Raw genomic sequence first — 15,828 nt, 5'->3', positions numbered from 1 at the left:
CCTCAAAAAATTTACTTCGCAACCCGCTTCAGCACTGCCATCACTACCGCGTCATAAAGCCGGTCCGGCAGGACCCGGCGGAGGCCCAGAATGGCTGCCGCTCCCTTGCCCACCGGATAGCGGGTCCTGGGCCGTGCCGCCGTCGCTGCGTGCAGGATGGCGGACGCAATCACTGCCGGGGGCGTTGATGTTGCCGGTCTGTCCGTGGAAGCCAGGACCTCCGCCATGTGGCGGGCCTGGGCAGCGTACGGGCCCGTGCCACTGCTGGCCAGCAGCCCCTCGACGGAGATCCTGCCCCAATCGCTTTGAGTGCTTGCGGGTTCAATGATGGAGACAGTCACCCCGTGCGGCTTGAGTTCCAGCCGGAGCGCATCGCTGAGACCCTCGACGGCGAACTTCGTGGCGTGGTACCAGGCACCGAGGGGCTCGTAGAACTTTCCGCCGATGGACGAGATGTTGATGATCCTGCCCTGGCCCGCCTGCCGCATGGCTGGCAAAACCAACTGCGTCATTCTGGCCAGCCCAAAGACATTCACATCGAACTGACGGCGGCCTTCGGCCAGGTCCACCTCCTCCAGGGCACCATAGGATCCATAGCCGGCGTTGTTCACCAGAACGTCTATGCGCCCGCGTTCCTCCAGGACGCGTCCGACGGCGGCGCGCATCGAATCATCGTCAGTCACGTCGAGCGCCAGAACCTGGATACCGAGCGCCGCCAGCGGCTCCATCCTGTCCGTCCGGCGTGCTCCCGCATACACGAGGAATCCGTGGCCACTGAGTCTTTTGGCCGCCTCGAAGCCGATGCCGGTGGACGCTCCCGTAACGAATGCAACTGGCTTGGGCACCTTGGACTCCTTGGCTGGACGGACACCGCTGTTGCCGGGAAATGCCAACGGCCGGCAGCTCCCAGAATATCCTCGGAAGTGCCGGCCGCAGCGTGATGCAGTGAGCGGTGGGTTAGTGCGTGTCTACCGCTTCGATTTCGGACTTGTCTTCGCCCCACAGGGTGTGGAAGGTGCCCTCGGAGTCGACGCGGCCGTAGGTGTGCGCGCCGAAGAGGTCGCGCTGGCCCTGGATCAGGGCGGCAGCCACGCGCTTGCGGCGCAGGCCGTCGTAGTACGCCAGCGAGGAGGAGAACACCGGTACCGGGATGCCGAGCTGGACGGCAGTGGCCACCACACGGCGCCAAGCCGGCAGCACATCGGCAATGGCCTGGGTGAAGGCCGGCGCGAAGAGCAGGTTTGCCGGCTTCTCCTCAGCGGCGTAGGCCTTGGTGATGTCCTGGAGCAGCTCGGCACGGATGATGCAGCCGGCCCGCCACAGGGAAGCGATCTCGTCCAGCTTGAGGTCCCAGCCGTATTCCTTGGCTGAGGACGTCAGCATGTCCAGACCCTGCGCGTAGGAGACGAGCTTGGAGGCGTACAGCGCCTGGCGGACGTCCTCAACAAAGGTGTCGGGGATTTCCACGGCAGCTTCGCCGCCGGCCAGCAGTTCCTGGCCAAGCTTGCGCTGCTCCGCCTGGGAAGAGAGCGCACGGGCGAAAACGGATTCGGCGATGCCGGAAACCGGTGAACCGAGTTCAAGGGCGGAGATGACCGTCCAGCGGCCCGTGCCCTTCTGGCCCGCGGCGTCAACAACGACGTCCACGAACGGCTTGCCGGTCTTCGCGTCAACGTGGCCCAGGACTTCGGCTGAGATTTCGATCAGGAACGAGGACAGGTCTCCTTCGTTCCACTCGGTGAAGATCTTGGCCTGCTCGGCGGGCTCGATGCCGGCACCCGACCGGAGAAGATCGAAGGCTTCGCCGATGACCTGCATGTCGGCGTACTCGATGCCGTTGTGGACCATCTTGACGAAGTGGCCGGCGCCGTCGGTGCCGATCCAGGCGCAGCAAGGCTCGCCGTCCACCTTGGCGGAGATCTTCTCAAGCAGGGGGCCGAGGGCCTTGTAGGATTCCTTGGAACCGCCCGGCATGATGGAGGGGCCGTTCAGTGCGCCCTCTTCGCCACCGGAAACGCCGACGCCCACGAAGTGCAGGTCCTTCTTGGCCAGTGCGGCTTCGCGGCGGCGGGTGTCCTCGTAGTGCGAGTTGCCTGCGTCGATGATGATGTCGCCGGCTTCCAGCAGAGGTTCGAGCTGCTCGATGACGGAGTCCACCGGTTTGCCGGCTTTGACCATGATCAGGACGCGGCGGGGCTTTTCCAGGGAGTCGACCAGTTCCTGCAGCGTCTCAGTGCGGATGAAGTCGCCGTCCGTACCGTGCTTTGCGAGCAGTGCGTCGGTCTTTTCCAACGACCTGTTGTGCAGGGCAACCGTGAAGCCGTTGCGGGCAAGGTTGCGGGCCAGGTTGGCTCCCATCACCGCAAGGCCGGTGACACCGATGTGTGCAGACATCAAAACTCCAATTCATTGTGTGCAGTAGATGTGCGAGTGGCTCGGCGTTCGCCGCGAGGCATCTTCACGAACCGATGGATCCGAATAAAGCATATATATTCGATGAGCTCAGGGGAAGTCCGCCCACTGTGTGGAACGACGCGGCTCAATCCCCGTCTAGGCTTGACACCATGTCGACCAGCCTGCACCACCGTGCCATCGAGAATGTTGGCACCCGAATTATCACGGGCGACCTCCCTGCCGGACACGTGATGCTTGCTGAGCAGCTGGAGGAAGAGCTGAAGGTCTCCCGTTCTGTGGTGCGCGAAGCCGTGCGGGTCCTCCAATCCTTGGGCCTGGTGGAAACCATCAAGCGCGTGGGCATTCGCGTCCTGCCACCCAGCAGCTGGAACCCGTACGACCCGCAGGTCATCCGCTGGCGGCTCTCCAGCGATGGCCGCGGCGCCCAGCTGCGGTCACTGATCGAGCTGCGTTCCGCCGTCGAGCCCGCAGCCGCAGAGCTGGCAGCGATGAATGCACCGGCGGAGTTGCGCGGTGAACTTCTAGACATCGCCCATGCCATGCGCGACGCCGGCCGCGAGGGTGATGGGAAGAAGTTCCTGGAGCTGGACATCGCCTTTCACTCCGTGCTGCTCTCCGGCTCCGGTAACGAAATGTTTGCCAACCTGATGGGCCAGGTGGCCGAGACCCTGACAGGGCGCACGGTCCACGGACTCATGCCGAACCACCCCCACGAGGGCGCCCTGCAGTGGCACGTGGACCTCGCCGAGGCGGTTGCTGCCGGCGACTCAGCGGCAGCCCGGGAAGCCTCCGAACAGATCATGCGCCGCACCACGTCCCGGCTCGCCGAAACGTGGACCGATCAGCCCCGGGTGTTTATTCCGGTACGCCGAAACTGAACGGGAACGTCCGCACAGGCCCTGCACCGGCTTGAAGTTGAGCAGGACTTTGCCTGATTCAGCGGATTTCCGGGCAGTGGCGAAAGCCTCGAGTCCCTGGCTGAGCGGGTATTCGCGGGTGGTGACGGGTTCGAGGTGCAGGGTGCCGTCCGCCAGTGCGGTGATGACGTCGTAGTGCAATTCGACCACCGCCTCATCCGGTCCCGGCGTTGCCAGCGGCACGTCCTGGACCCGCAAGTCCCCCGCCGTGTACGCGACGACCGCCGGACCCGAGACCGGCAAGCCAGTCCCTTCGGTTGCTCCCGTTTCCTCCGTCACCGCTGAAGTCCCCCTCAGAAGAGCGCTCATCAGACCACCACCGTCATTCCGCCGTCGATAAAGATTGTCTGCCCGTTCACGAAGTCCGAGCCGTCCGAAGCCAGCCAGACCGCCGGGCCGGCCAGGTCCTGCACGGTCCCCCACCGGTGCGCCGGCGTCCGGCCCAGGATCCAGGAATTGAACTGATCATCATCGACCAGGTTCTGGGTCATCTCGGTATGGATGTAGCCCGGGGCGATCCCGTTGATCTGCAAACCCGAGGCTGCCCACTCGGCCGTCATGGCACGGGTCAGGTTCCGCAGCCCGCCCTTGGCCGCAATGTACGGTGCGATCGTGGGACGGGCCAGGTCCGTTTGCACCGAGCAGATGTTGATGATCTTGCCCCGGCCCCGCGGGATCATGTGCCGTGCAGCTTCCCGGCCCACCAGGAACGCGCTGGTCAGGTCTGTGGCGATCACGCGCTCCCAGTCCGCCACGTCCAACTCCAGCATCGGAACCCGGTGCTGGATCCCGGCGTTGTTCACCAGGATCCGCAGCGGACCCACATGCTCCTCCACCCACGCAATGCCCCGTGCGGCCTCGGTGTCCTTCGTGACATCAAACGCGATGCAGTGGATCCGGCCCGGCGCGAAATCAGCAGCCATCGCCGCCTCCGCCGCCTTCAACCGCTCCGCGTTGACCCCGTTCAACACCACAGTCGCGCCGGCGTCAGCCAGCGCCCTGGCAAGCGCATTGCCGATCCCCCGGCTCGACCCCGTCACCAAGGCCACCCGCCCTGTTAAATCAAAAAGCGCACTCACGTTGCAGCCGTTCCTCTCGTTGCCGAATCCGCAGTGTCCGCCTCATCGGTGTTGTCGCTCAGATGTGAAATCGCCTTCCGGACTACGGCCGGGTCAGCGTCACGCAGGCCTAGCCGCTTCAGTTCCGCGTAAAGTTCGACGCCGGCAGTCGCCATCGGTACGGCAGCGCCGGCCGCCCGGGCTGCCTCGAGCACAAAGGAAAGATCCTTGTGCATGAATTTAGCCGGCCCCGTTGGCGTGTAGTCCTTCCGGACCAGACGGGGTCCCACGATTTCCAGAACACGGCTGCCGGCAAGCCCGCCGGACAGCACATAAAACAGCGCCGCCGGATCCATGCCGGAACGTTCGGCGAGTTCAGCTGCCGCGGCGAGCGCCGCCGTCGTGGTTCCCACGATGAGTTGGTTGCAGGCCTTGGCCAGCGGCCCGGAGCCGAATGGGCCCATGTGCCGGGCCTTTGTTCCTATGGCCGCAAAGAAGGGCTGGAGCCGCTGGAAGCCTTCGGGCGTACCGCCCCGGCCATGATGGCCAGCGTTCCCTCGGTTGCCCCCTGGGTTCCGCCGCTGACCGGTGCGTCCACCACGACGGCCTGGCAGGCACTCGCCTCCTGCACCCACGGCCTAAGTCCTGGACCCTGGCGGGTGAAACAGAGCTCATGACCACCACCGCGGTGCCAGCAAGCGGCGGCGTTTCGGCCCAGCTTGACAGCAGCCCTTCCGATGCCTCCTCGATGAAGGACAGGTCCGGCAACATAAAGGCGATCACCAGGAGATCCCGTAGGGCGGACACGTCCTGCTCCGGTCGGCCGCCCTTCGCCACCAGCTGCTGCAGGGGAAGCGGGGAACGGTTCCAGGCAGTAATGTCCCAGCCGGCGCGGAGCAGATTCTCCGCCATCGCAAACCCGTCCGTCCCAGGCCAACAAAGCCCGCTCGTTTGTCTTCCATCAAAAAGCCTCGACTCAACTGGTTGTTGGTTAACGTGGGGAAATCTGTCCAATACCCTAGCCGCTATTCAGTATGATGAACATTATGACGACTCAAACCACCGTGGCGATCGCCGTCCCGCTCGAAGCGGAGCTCGTGGACCGCATCCGCGCAGTAGACCCCACCGTGACCGTTCTTCACGAGCCGGACCTCCTTCCGCCCGAGCGTTTTCCCGCTGACCACTCCGGGGACCCGGACTTCAAGCGGACTTCGGAGCAGGAAGAGCAGTACTGGGACATGCTCAACAAGGCAGAGGTTCTGTACGGCCTGCCCAATGAGAGCCCGGCAGGCCTGGCGCGCATCGCGCGCGAGAATCCGCGGCTCCAATGGGTCCACGCCATGGCCGCCGGTGCCGGCGGAGCCGTCAAGGCGTCCGGGCTGGACCTGGAGGCCCTGCGGAAATTCAAGGTAACCACGTCGGCCGGCGTTCATGCCCTGCCTTTGGCCGAATTCGCCGCGCTGGGCATCCTCAACGGATTCAAGCGCAGCGGCGAACTTGTCCAGGACCAGGCCGCGAAGGTTTGGCCCGAGCTCCGGACCCCCGCCCGGCTGGTCAGCGGTTCCACGCTGGTGGTCACCGGCCTGGGTGAAATCGGCCTAGAGACTGCCCGGATCGCACGGGCTCTTGGTATGAAGGTCAGCGGTACCAAGCGCACTGTGGAACCCATCGAGGGAATCGACGAGGTGGCGGACAACGACGGCCTCGACGGGCTCCTGGCCACCGCCGATGCCGTGGTGAACACCCTGCCGGGCACGCCGTTCACGGAGAAGCTGTTCAACCGCGACGTCTTCGCTGCGATGAAGCCTGGCACGGTGTTCGTGAACGTCGGCCGCGGCACCGTGGTGGACGAAGACGCCCTCCTGGAGGCCCTCAACAACGGCCAGGTTTCCTACGCCTGCCTCGACGTCTTCGCCGTGGAACCGCTCCCTGCGGACAGCCCGCTGTGGGATCACCCCAAGGTCCTGGTGTCACCGCACACCTCGGCGCTCAGCGCGGCAGAAAACCGACTGATCGCAGAGCGTTTCTGCAGCAACCTCCGCGCCTTCCTCGACGGCGGGGACCTCCCGCACCTCGTGGACCCGGTTCACTTCTACTGACCCGCGCTTCGCCGATACTTCGCCGGTACTCACGGAAGAGCCCCTGCTGGACTCCTGGCTTCAGGAATCCAGCAGGGGCTCTTCGCCGTGGCTGACCTGGCTGCGGCACTCTGCCGGAGCGGCCGTTCGTCTCCGGCGTGAAGAACGTTGTGCCGAAGGAAATCAGCGCCAGGATTAATGAGTAGATCGCGGGAACCAGTCACGGGTGGCCGGTGGCAGCCAGGAGGGCTACGCCGATCATTGGGGCGAAGCCGCCGGCGAGGCCGGCTGAGGGTTCGCGGCTCAGTGCCACGCCGGTGAAGCGGTGCTGGGCGCCGAAGAGCTCGGGCAGCAGGGCGCACCGGCGGGCATGCTGATGAAGGACACCAGCAGCGCCGAGTAGATGTACGAGTTGCCGTTTTCGCCCATGCGCAGGCCGATGCCGACGAGCACGTCTTCTTCGAGTGCTCCTAGGTCTGGCCCACCGGCTTTTTTGACCACGGCTTTGTGCTTTTCCAGTTCCTGAAGACCGGCGTTTCCTTGAGCTTGAGCCGAATGAACACGGCGGTCACAATCAGGATGATGCTCGCCGTGTCAGCCAGCGCCATCAGGGAAAAGGTGCCTGCCCCCGGAGTGTGCCCAGTTGAATGCCAACGAACGGCAGGGAAGCAAAGAAACCACGACGGCGGCGCGGGGCCACCTCGGAAATCAGTGTGTTGGCGCCTGCATGCTCGGCACCTGCGCCCAGGCCGTGGAGGATGCGGAGGGCCACAAGGAGAACGGTCCCAAATATTCCCGCCTGTTCAACCGTGGGCAGGAGTCCGATGGCGAAGCTTGCCATGTCCATCAGGCCGATGGTCAGGATCAGGACCATCTTCCGGCCAAACCGGTCGCCGATGCAGGCGAACACGACGCCGCCGTCCGCGTCAGCCTGCGGTGATTTAGTACGAGTTGTCAGAAGAACTGCACATAACACTCCAAGCCCCCGTTGGCCTGGATTGTTAGCGACGATACCTGTTGTGCGGATCACTATACTGAACTTAGTACAGCACACTGAACGTCCCGCGGGGCCAATTCCGAAATTGTTGCTTCCCGTTCCCTACCGGCGCGGACCGGAAGGAGGCATTTTGCGGAACCTAACCCATGGGATTGCCCAGGGACCGTGCCAGTTCGTTCAGCTCCTTCACCATCAGGGACCCCTGCTCTTCGGAATAGGTCGCCTTCAGTGCCGTGACTGACAACCCCAGGCTCGGCCCGTGGGCACCGCGGGTGGGCACGGACACGGCAAGGCACACCACGCCCGTGGTGGATTCCTCATCCTCGAACGCGTAGCCCTGGTCGCGGATGGTGCGCAACTGGGCCTTCAGTTCGGCGCCGGTACGCAGCGATTTGGGAGTCAGCACCGGAAGTTCAGCCGAATCGGGAAACATCCCCTCGAGGTCGTGGTCATGGAGGCGCGCGATGAGTGCCTTGCCCACGGCGCACAGCGAGACCGGCATCTTATCGCCGATGTTCGAGGTCAGGCGGACCGCGGGGTGACCTTCGTAGCGGGCAAGGTAGATGACGTTGGTGCCGTCGAGCATGGCAATGCGGACCGTCTCTCCCGAGAGGGTGGGCGCCTGTCCGCAGAAGCGGTAAAACTCCTGCACCTCATCGAGCCGGCTCAGGTAGGCGGCACCGAGTTCCACCAGTTTGCGGCCCAGGGTGAATTCGGCTCCTTGGCGGCTGATCAGCCGCGCTTCTTCCAGGGCGAACAACAGGTTGGACGTCGATGACTTGGGGATTCCCAGCTCGCGGGCCAGGTCACTCAGCGTCAACCGGCCGCTGGCGGAAGCCGCCAGGGCGTCCATGACAGCAGCGGCACGGGTGACCGCCGGTGCGGGCGATGCGCTCCCCAGGCCATCGGAGGCACGGGGTGATCGGGAATCGGCCATGATTCTCCTTCAATCGGCACGCCAGGGCGCTTCACGTGCAGGCGTCCATTCCACTGAACAGTAACCATCATAATGGCTCCGGACTTGGTCAGCATCGTCAAGAACCACGGCCGGACTCACAGCACGACATGGAACGCCTGGTATTTGTTTGTTTCCGGATATGCACTGTATATTCGTGGAAGACCCTCCACCGCGGCATCCCCCAATAGTCGCGGTGGAGGGTTTTCCAATGCCCGGAATGTTGGACCTAAACCTCAGGCTACATCGGCCGCCGTTTCCCGCAGCCGCCAGCCGCCGCCCAGGCCGTCCCGTTCCAACACCATCGTGGTCAGCGCGGACTGCATGTTGCGCCCCAACCTCACCTGCACCTGCAGGACTTCAACGTCCACCCGGCCAAGGCCCTTGGGCATCCGGCGGCGATCCTCCCACCAGCTCACCCGTTCAAACCACCTCACCGTCTCGGCACCTACGGCCCATTCCCGTCCGTTGCTGACTACCGCCGTCGGGATGCCCTCGGGGGACGCCTTAACCACCACATACTCCATGGCGGGAACACTAGGGCGAGGCACCGACAATCAGTCGCCGGAGCATCTCCTGGGTTCACGGCACTCAACGTGGACAACAAAAAACCCCGCTTGTTCCGTGCCTTATGGGCACGAAACAAACGGGGTCTGGCGGTGGGTCCTACCGGGATCGAACCGATGACATCCACGGTGTAAACGTGGCGCTCTACCAGCTGAGCTAAAGACCCAAACGAAAGGTTTCCGCACTTCAGTGCTTCGACCAACGAACATAAACTCTACCTGATGTGCGGGAACAAAAGCCAATCCACAGATAGCCGTGGCGGCTGGACCCAGTAGTTCAGAGATCAGGAAGTTCGGCTGCGAGCCACGTCAGCGACTCGCTTACGCCAGTGTGGAGCTTGAGGGTGGCATGGGGGTCGCCCCGGGTCTCCCCACGGTTGATGATCACCACCGGCTTATCAGCCCTTGCCGCATGCCGGACGAACCGCAGGCCGCTCATCACCGTCAGTGAGGATCCGGCAACCAGGAGTGCCCCGGCGCCGTCCACCATGGCGTAGGCGGCTCCCACCCGCACTTTGGGTACGTTCTCGCCGAAGTAAACGAAGTCAGGTTTGAGCGTCCCACCGCAGGCGGGGCAAGCCGCAACAACAAAGCTGGAAATGAGCGCCGCATCATCAACGGTTGCATCGGCGTCGGGGGCCATTTCCACCAGACCGGATGCGGTGGCACGCTCCAGGAATCCAGGATTCAGCTCGGACAGCACCCCTGCCAGCAGGCGCCGGCTATACGTCCGCCTGCAGTCAAGGCAAACCACCTGGTCAAAACGCCCATGGAGGTCAATGACATTGATGCTGCCGGCGTCTTCATGCAGCCTGTCCACATTCTGCGTGATGAGGCCGGTGAGGAGCCCGCGCCGTTCCATTTCAGCCACGGCACGGTGCCCATGGTTGGGATCTGCATGCCGCAAATGAGACCAGCCAATATGGTTCCGCGCCCAATAGCGCTGGCGGTTGGCCGGTTCACGAACAAATTCCTGGTAGGTCATCGGAGAACGCGGCACAGCGTCCGGGCCGCGGTAATCCGGAATACCCGAATCCGTGCTCAGCCCAGCGCCGGTCAGCAGTGCCAGCCGCTTGCCGGTCAGCAGCGCCAGCACCTTTTCAAGGCCTTCCAGATCTTCCGCCGGCAGCGCGGCCGGGTTGACCGGGTTCGCGGCCGGCAGGCTGGCGAAGCCTGTCAGGCCTATGCCAACGCCCCGCCGCTGCTGGTCCACCAGCCTCAGGCCTGTTCCAGTCCTGCCAGAACCTCGCGGTATTCAGAAAGATCGCGGGCCTGGCCACGCGGATTCACCACAACATAGCGGATGGTTCCGGCGGCATCGATAATAAACGTCCCGCGCCTGGCCATGCCGCTCTCCTGGTCGAAGACACCGTACGTGCTTGCCGCTGCTCCGTGCGGCCAGAAGTCGGCGAGCAGGTCGAACCCGTACGCTTCCTGTTCAGCGTAGGCCCGCAGACTGAACTTGCTGTCGACGGACACCGCCAAAACCGTGGCTCTGGCATCTTCGAACACCGCCAAGTTGTCCCGGATTTCACACAGTTCACCGGTGCAGATGCCCGAAAACGCGAACGGGTAAAAAACCAGGACAACGTTTTGCCCCCGGAAAGAGGATAGTTTTACGGGCTCACCGAACTGGTTCACCAGCTCGAAATCCGGGGCGGTCTCCCCCACCGCAAGGACGGCCCGGGGGGCTACGGACAGCGCTGCCGTCACTTGTTCTTCTTACTGACCAACCGGGTGGCGCTCCAGTCCTTGGACACACCCGCTGAGGTGGTGAGGTGAAGTCCTGCTGTAGGGGCAGCTTCCTGGATTTCCGCCGGAGATACGTATCCCTGCCGGCCGGACTTGGGAGTCAGCACCCAGACCACCCCGCCCTCACTGAGGGTGGTCAGCGAATCCATAAGGGTGTCCACAAGGTCACCGTCGCCGTCGCGCCACCAAAAAATGACGGCGTCTACAACGTCATGGTCGTCTTCATCCAGGAGTTCGGACCCTGTCAGGTCCTCAACGTCATCACGTAAGTCGAAGTCGACATCATCGTCGTAACCGAACTCCTGAATCAGATCCCCGTTTTTGAAACCCAATTTTTCCGCCACATTTACCGAAGTGGCGGCGTCGGCCTCGCTCACGTGTTCCTCCAATGCCTAATACATGCAGTGCGCATAGTGATTTCCATTACTCCCAGCCAACACCCTTTGTGCCTGAGCTTCAAGCTGTCCACCCCGCGATCCGCCATATTCTGCGTCACATCGGGCTTGGTCAGCCTGCATTGCAGCGGCTTTCGTCACACAACCAGTATGCCAACGAAATGCAACCGTGGTGCCACGGACGCGGCTACGCAACGCGCTGGAGTCACAGCTAGAGTGACTGGTGACGACTATGCCTGCGGGGCGACCACCTGTAACTGACAGCAGACATAGGCGTGATAGGACCCTGCCCGGCGCACATGACCGGGTGTTGTAACCGATACGTCGCACACGTCGCATCCATCCCGGACAGTCACCCTGCCCGGCGTGGGGGCGCCGATGCATGCGCGCAAAGAGAGGTTGGACGTGGCTGCAGGAGAAGATACCTCCCATATCCTCAGCGGGTTGACTAACCAGCTGCCTGATCGTGATCCGGAAGAGACCGCCGAATGGGTTGAGTCCCTGGACGCGCTGATCAGGGAACAGGGCACCGAGCGTGCCCAATACATCATGCGGAGCCTGCTGCAGCGTGCCGGCGCGCAGAGCGTTGGCGTGCCGATGGTGACCACCACGGATTACGTGAACACCATTCCCGTGGACCAGGAAGCGCAATTCCCCGGCAACGAGGAATACGAGCGCCGCTACCGCGCGTACATGCGCTGGAACGCGGCCATCATGGTGCACCGGTCCCAGCGGCCCAACATCGGCGTCGGCGGACACATCTCCACCTACGCCGGAGCAGCGACCCTGTACGAGGTGGGCTTTAACCACTTCTTCCGCGGCAAGGACCACCCCGGCGGCGGCGACCAGGTCTTCTTCCAGGGCCACGCCTCCCCCGGCATGTATGCCCGGGCGTTTATGGAAGGCCGGCTCACCGAGGAAGACCTGGACGGTTTCCGGCAGGAAAAGTCCAAGGAAGGCCACGCGCTCTCCTCCTACCCGCACCCCCGGCTGATGCCCCAGTTCTGGGAATTCCCCACCGTGTCCATGGGCATCGGCCCGATGAACGCGATCTACCAGGCCCAGTCCAACCGGTACCTGCACAACCGCGGCCTGAAGGACACTTCCGACCAACAGGTCTGGGCGTACCTGGGCGACGGCGAAATGGACGAGCCCGAGTCCCGCGGCCTGCTCCAGCTCGCCGCGAACGAGAACCTGGACAACCTGAACTTTGTGATCAACTGCAACCTCCAGCGCCTGGACGGGCCGGTACGCGGCAACGGCAAGATCATGCAGGAACTCGAAGCGTTCTTCCGCGGCGCGGGCTGGAACGTCATCAAGGTCGTTTGGGGCCGTGAGTGGGATGACCTGCTCACCAAGGACACCGACGGCTCACTCGTCAAGATCATGAACGAAACCCCGGACGGCGACTACCAGACCTACAAGGCAGAGTCCGGCGGGTTCGTCCGCGATCACTTCTTCGGCAAGACCCCGCAGACCAAGGACATGGTCGCGGACCTCTCCGATGATGACATCTGGAACCTCAAGCGCGGCGGCCACGATTACCGCAAGGTCTATGCCGCCTACAAGGCAGCCACCGAATTCAAGGGCAAACCCACCGTGATCCTGGCCAAGACGGTCAAGGGCTACGGACTGGGGCCGCACTTCGAGGGCCGCAACGCGACCCACCAGATGAAGAAGCTCACCCTCGATGACCTGAAAAAGTTCCGCGACCACCTGCGGATTCCGGTCACCGACGAGGAGCTGGAGAAGGATCTGTACCAGCCGCCGTACTACCACCCGGGCACCGATGCGCCGGAGATCAAGTACATGATGGACCGCCGGGCCGAGCTGGGCGGTGCTGTGCCGGAGCGCCGCTCCAAGCACCAGGACATCGCCCTGCCCGACGCTAAAACGTACGAGGTCGCCAAGCGCGGTTCCGGCAAGCAGCAGGCAGCTACCACCATGGCTTTTGTCCGGCTCCTCAAGGACCTCATGCGGGACAAGAACTTCGGCAAGCACATCGCGCCGATCATCCCCGATGAAGCCCGCACGTTCGGTATGGACGCATTCTTCCCCACGGCCAAGATCTACAACCCCAAGGGCCAGAACTACCTGTCCGTGGACCGGGACCTCGTGCTGGCCTACAAGGAATCGGCCCAAGGCCAGCTGATCCACCCCGGCATCAATGAAGCCGGCGCCGTGGCAGCGTTCACCGCCGCCGGAACCGCGTACGCCACCCACGGGGTACCCCTGATCCCGGTCTACGTGTTCTACTCCATGTTCGGGTTCCAGCGCACCGGCGACGCCTTCTGGGCAGCCGGTGACCAGATGGCCCGCGGGTTCATCATCGGCGCCACCGCAGGCCGGACCACCCTTACCGGCGAAGGCCTCCAGCACGCCGACGGCCACTCCCCGCTGCTGGCCTCCACGAACCCGGCAGTGGTCACCTATGACCCCGCCTACGGGTACGAAATGGGCCACATCATGCGGGACGGCATCGAACGCATGTACGGCCCGAATTCGGCTGACCGGAACCTGATGTACTACATCACGGTTTACAACGAGCCCATCACCCAGCCAGCGGAACCTGAGGAACTCGACGTCGAAGGGGTCCTGAAGGGCATCTACCTTCTGGCTCCGGCAAAGATCGACGGTCCCCGGACCCAGATCCTGGCCTCCGGCGTCTCGGTTCCCTGGGCCATAGAAGCCCAGCGGATCCTCGCCGAGGACTGGGGCGTCTCCGCCGATGTCTGGTCCGTCACGTCCTGGAACGAACTGCGCCGCGACGGCATGGCCGCCGAGGAAGAAGCGTTCCTGAACCCGGGCCAGCCCGCGCGTGTCCCGTTCGTGGCCCAGCAACTCGCGGGCGCCACCGGCCCTGTAGTTGCCGTCTCGGACTACATGAAGGCCGTCCCGGACCAGATCCGCCAGTTCGTGCCGAACGAGTTCGCCACGCTTGGAGCAGACGGCTTCGGCTTCTCCGACACCCGTGCCGCCGCACGCCGCTTCTTCAAGAACGACATCCACTCCATCGTGGTCCGTTCCCTGGAAATGCTGTCGCGCCGCGGTGAGGTTGATGCCCAGGCCCCGGCCCAGGCAATCGAGAAGTACCGCCTGCACAACGTCAACGCCGGTTCCACCGGCAACGCAGGCGGCGAGTCCTTATCCACTCCGATTGAGTTTTTGTCCAGATAACACCACCGACAGGCCTTGATCGGCCCCTTATCTGGACAAAAACTCGCAATGCGAAGTCACCACAACGGCGGTCCGCACCACAAGGTGCGGGCCGCCGTCGTCGTCGGTTGGCTCCCCGCGCGACGCGCAGGCTGTGACGCAGCTACCACTGCCGTTGTAGCCTTTGCACAAATGGAGCTTGAGCGGCGGGCACCGTATGCTCAGAAGATGCCTGAGCCCACCACCCCGACTGCGAAGCGCAAGCCAACCTCGCGCAGCACCACGCCGGAGAAATCCGAAACCCTGAAAAAACTCCGGGCGAGTGTCGGCCAGCTCTCCACCACCACCCTTCGCCAGCTGGAAAAGTCACTCCCCTGGTATTCCCGGCTCAGCTCAGATGAGCGCTCGGCCCTTGGCATGGTGGCGCAGAACGGCATCGCAGCGTTTGTCGCCTGGTACGAACGGCCCAGCTCGCCGTCGTGGATCCTCTCCGACGTCTTCGGCACTGCCCCCACGGAACTGACCAGATCCATCAGCCTGCAGAAGGCCCTCCAGCTCATCCGGATCGTGGTGGAGGTGGTGGAGGACCAGGTACCGGTCATCGCTCCCGAAGCGGACCAGCCCGCACTCCGCGAAGCTGTGCTGCGGTACTCGCGGGAGGTCGCGTTTGCCGCTGCGGACGTCTATGCCAGGGCTGCCGAGTCCCGCGGATCCTGGGACACCAGGCTGGAAGCCCTGATCGTGGATGCCATCCTGCGCGGGGAAAACACTGATGCGCTGCGGTCCAGGATCGCCGCGCTGGGCTGGAAAGCCCAGGAGCGGTTCACTGTCATGGTGGGAAATTCGCCCTCGGAACCAAGCGCCAGCTACGTCAGCGAGCTCCGCCGCCTGGCTGGCCGCTACGCAGAGGACGCCCTGGTGGGCATCCAGGGCGACCGGCTGATCCTGATCCTGGGCGGTGTCCACGACCGTGAGACGGCCTACCAGAAGCTGAGCGAGATGTTCGCCCCGGGGCCGGTGGTTTACGGCGCGGAAGCGGGCTCCCTGCTGGAGGCCAGCGGGTCCGCCCAGTCTGCTTTCGCCGGCCTCACCGCCGCGCGGGCCTGGCCTTCCGCGCCCCGGCCTGTGGCCGCCGACGACCTCCTGCCGGAACGCGTCATTTCCGGCGACGAAGCGGCCCGGCGTTCACTGGTCAAGAACATCTACCGGCCATTGGTCGCCGCCTCAAACGGGCTGGTGGAGACGTTGGGCACCTACCTTGAGTTGGGCCATTCCCTCGAGGCGACGGCGCGGGAGCTGTTCGTCCACGCCAACACCGTGAGGTACCGGCTCAAGCGCGTCTGCGACGTCACAGGCTGGGATCCGCTCCTTCCCCGCGAGGCGTTTGTGCTGCAGGCAGCCCTTGTGGTCGGGCGGCTTTCAACGCCGCCAAAAGCGCCCACAGAACGTCATCCGGCGCGGAATCAGGTCTGATCCGTTGTAGACTTCCTACAATCTGACCGCTTGAGCTTGGTGCAGACAAACACCGCTGGATGACAC

At 63.9% G+C, this 15,828-nt stretch carries 15 protein-coding genes, 1 tRNA gene and 2 pseudogenes; 4 read left to right on the top strand and 14 right to left on the bottom strand.

Translation table 11 applies throughout. The annotated features are described in order from the left end of the window. Positions 1-11: 11 nt before the first annotated feature. Complete coding sequence (locus ABIB45_RS01840) at positions 12-845, bottom strand: oxidoreductase (RefSeq protein ID WP_354214212.1); 834 nt, start codon at positions 843-845, stop codon at positions 12-14. A gap of 112 nt (positions 846-957) precedes the next feature. Beyond that, positions 958-2,394: an NADP-dependent phosphogluconate dehydrogenase gene (gnd, locus tag ABIB45_RS01835; RefSeq protein WP_354214211.1), complete on the bottom strand. Its 1,437-nt coding sequence runs from the start codon at positions 2,392-2,394 to the stop codon at positions 958-960. A gap of 170 nt (positions 2,395-2,564) precedes the next feature. Between gnd and ABIB45_RS01830 the strand changes: the two genes are divergently transcribed. Next, entirely contained in the window at positions 2,565-3,293 is a 729-nt protein-coding gene (locus tag ABIB45_RS01830) for a FadR/GntR family transcriptional regulator (RefSeq protein ID WP_354214210.1), read from the top strand. On the opposite strand, the gene ABIB45_RS22530 is transcribed toward ABIB45_RS01830, so the two are convergent. The 5 genes and pseudogenes from ABIB45_RS22530 to ABIB45_RS22515 form a co-directional block, all read right to left on the bottom strand. Beyond that, positions 3,183-3,641 carry a hypothetical protein gene (locus tag ABIB45_RS22530; RefSeq protein WP_502914512.1) on the bottom strand — a complete coding sequence of 153 codons (459 nt, stop codon included), beginning with the start codon at positions 3,639-3,641 and terminating at the stop codon, positions 3,183-3,185. The genes ABIB45_RS01830 and ABIB45_RS22530 overlap by 111 nt on opposite strands. Next, positions 3,641-4,411 carry an SDR family oxidoreductase gene (locus tag ABIB45_RS01820; protein WP_354214209.1) on the bottom strand — a complete coding sequence of 257 codons (771 nt, stop codon included), beginning with the start codon at positions 4,409-4,411 and terminating at the stop codon, positions 3,641-3,643. The genes ABIB45_RS22530 and ABIB45_RS01820 overlap by 1 nt, the downstream gene beginning before the upstream one ends. After that, the gene (locus ABIB45_RS22525) at positions 4,408-4,854 is read right to left on the bottom strand and encodes an NAD-binding protein (RefSeq protein WP_502914511.1); all 447 of its coding nucleotides are present in this window, start codon (positions 4,852-4,854) and stop codon (positions 4,408-4,410) included. Before ABIB45_RS22525 ends, ABIB45_RS01820 begins: the two co-directional genes overlap by 4 nt. Positions 4,855-4,871: 17 nt before the next feature. Continuing rightward, positions 4,872-4,988 (bottom strand): NAD(P)-binding domain-containing protein, encoded by a 117-nt coding sequence (locus tag ABIB45_RS22520; protein ID WP_502909101.1) that lies wholly within the window; start codon positions 4,986-4,988, stop codon positions 4,872-4,874. Positions 4,989-5,086: 98 nt separating this feature from the next. Beyond that, a pseudogene (locus ABIB45_RS22515) lies at positions 5,087-5,302 on the bottom strand (NAD(P)-binding domain-containing protein); the annotation flags it as partial. Positions 5,303-5,424: 122 nt separating this feature from the next. On the opposite strand from ABIB45_RS22515, the gene ABIB45_RS01810 reads away from it, so the two are divergent. Continuing rightward, the gene (locus ABIB45_RS01810; RefSeq protein ID WP_354214208.1) at positions 5,425-6,489 is read left to right on the top strand and encodes a D-2-hydroxyacid dehydrogenase; all 1,065 of its coding nucleotides are present in this window, start codon (positions 5,425-5,427) and stop codon (positions 6,487-6,489) included. A gap of 118 nt (positions 6,490-6,607) precedes the next feature. Here ABIB45_RS01810 and ABIB45_RS22510 read toward each other — a convergent pair. The 7 genes and pseudogenes from ABIB45_RS22510 to ABIB45_RS01765 all read right to left on the bottom strand — a co-directional run. After that, positions 6,608-7,387 (bottom strand): annotated as a pseudogene (locus tag ABIB45_RS22510) (MFS transporter); the annotation flags it as partial. Between the two features lie 217 nt (positions 7,388-7,604). Next, on the bottom strand, positions 7,605-8,402 hold the full coding sequence (locus tag ABIB45_RS01790; protein ID WP_354214204.1) for an IclR family transcriptional regulator: 798 nt from the start codon (positions 8,400-8,402) through the stop codon (positions 7,605-7,607). A 254-nt stretch (positions 8,403-8,656) separates the two neighbouring features. Next, the gene (locus ABIB45_RS01785; RefSeq protein WP_354214418.1) at positions 8,657-8,947 is read right to left on the bottom strand and encodes a hypothetical protein; all 291 of its coding nucleotides are present in this window, start codon (positions 8,945-8,947) and stop codon (positions 8,657-8,659) included. Positions 8,948-9,080: 133 nt separating this feature from the next. Next, positions 9,081-9,153: transfer RNA gene (locus ABIB45_RS01780), tRNA-Val, on the bottom strand. A gap of 110 nt (positions 9,154-9,263) precedes the next feature. Next, positions 9,264-10,199: an NAD-dependent protein deacetylase gene (locus tag ABIB45_RS01775; RefSeq protein ID WP_354214203.1), complete on the bottom strand. Its 936-nt coding sequence runs from the start codon at positions 10,197-10,199 to the stop codon at positions 9,264-9,266. A 5-nt stretch (positions 10,200-10,204) separates the two neighbouring features. Next, positions 10,205-10,699 carry a peroxiredoxin gene (locus ABIB45_RS01770; protein WP_354214202.1) on the bottom strand — a complete coding sequence of 165 codons (495 nt, stop codon included), beginning with the start codon at positions 10,697-10,699 and terminating at the stop codon, positions 10,205-10,207. Then, positions 10,696-11,115, bottom strand: a complete 420-nt coding sequence (locus ABIB45_RS01765) for a DUF3052 domain-containing protein (protein WP_354214201.1) — start codon at positions 11,113-11,115, stop codon at positions 10,696-10,698. The genes ABIB45_RS01770 and ABIB45_RS01765 overlap by 4 nt, the downstream gene beginning before the upstream one ends. A 396-nt stretch (positions 11,116-11,511) precedes the next feature. Between ABIB45_RS01765 and aceE the strand changes: the two genes are divergently transcribed. Then, on the top strand, positions 11,512-14,310 hold the full coding sequence (gene aceE / locus ABIB45_RS01760) for a pyruvate dehydrogenase (acetyl-transferring), homodimeric type (RefSeq protein WP_354214200.1): 2,799 nt from the start codon (positions 11,512-11,514) through the stop codon (positions 14,308-14,310). Between the two features lie 207 nt (positions 14,311-14,517). Continuing rightward, on the top strand, positions 14,518-15,762 hold the full coding sequence (locus tag ABIB45_RS01755) for a PucR family transcriptional regulator (protein WP_354214199.1): 1,245 nt from the start codon (positions 14,518-14,520) through the stop codon (positions 15,760-15,762). Positions 15,763-15,828: the final 66 nt, after the last annotated feature.

Origin of the sequence: Arthrobacter sp. UYCo732 (assembly GCF_040547265.1) — a bacterium.
Taxonomy (GTDB): Bacteria; Actinomycetota; Actinomycetes; order Actinomycetales; family Micrococcaceae; genus Arthrobacter.
This window is presented reverse-complemented; position numbering and strand designations above follow the sequence as displayed.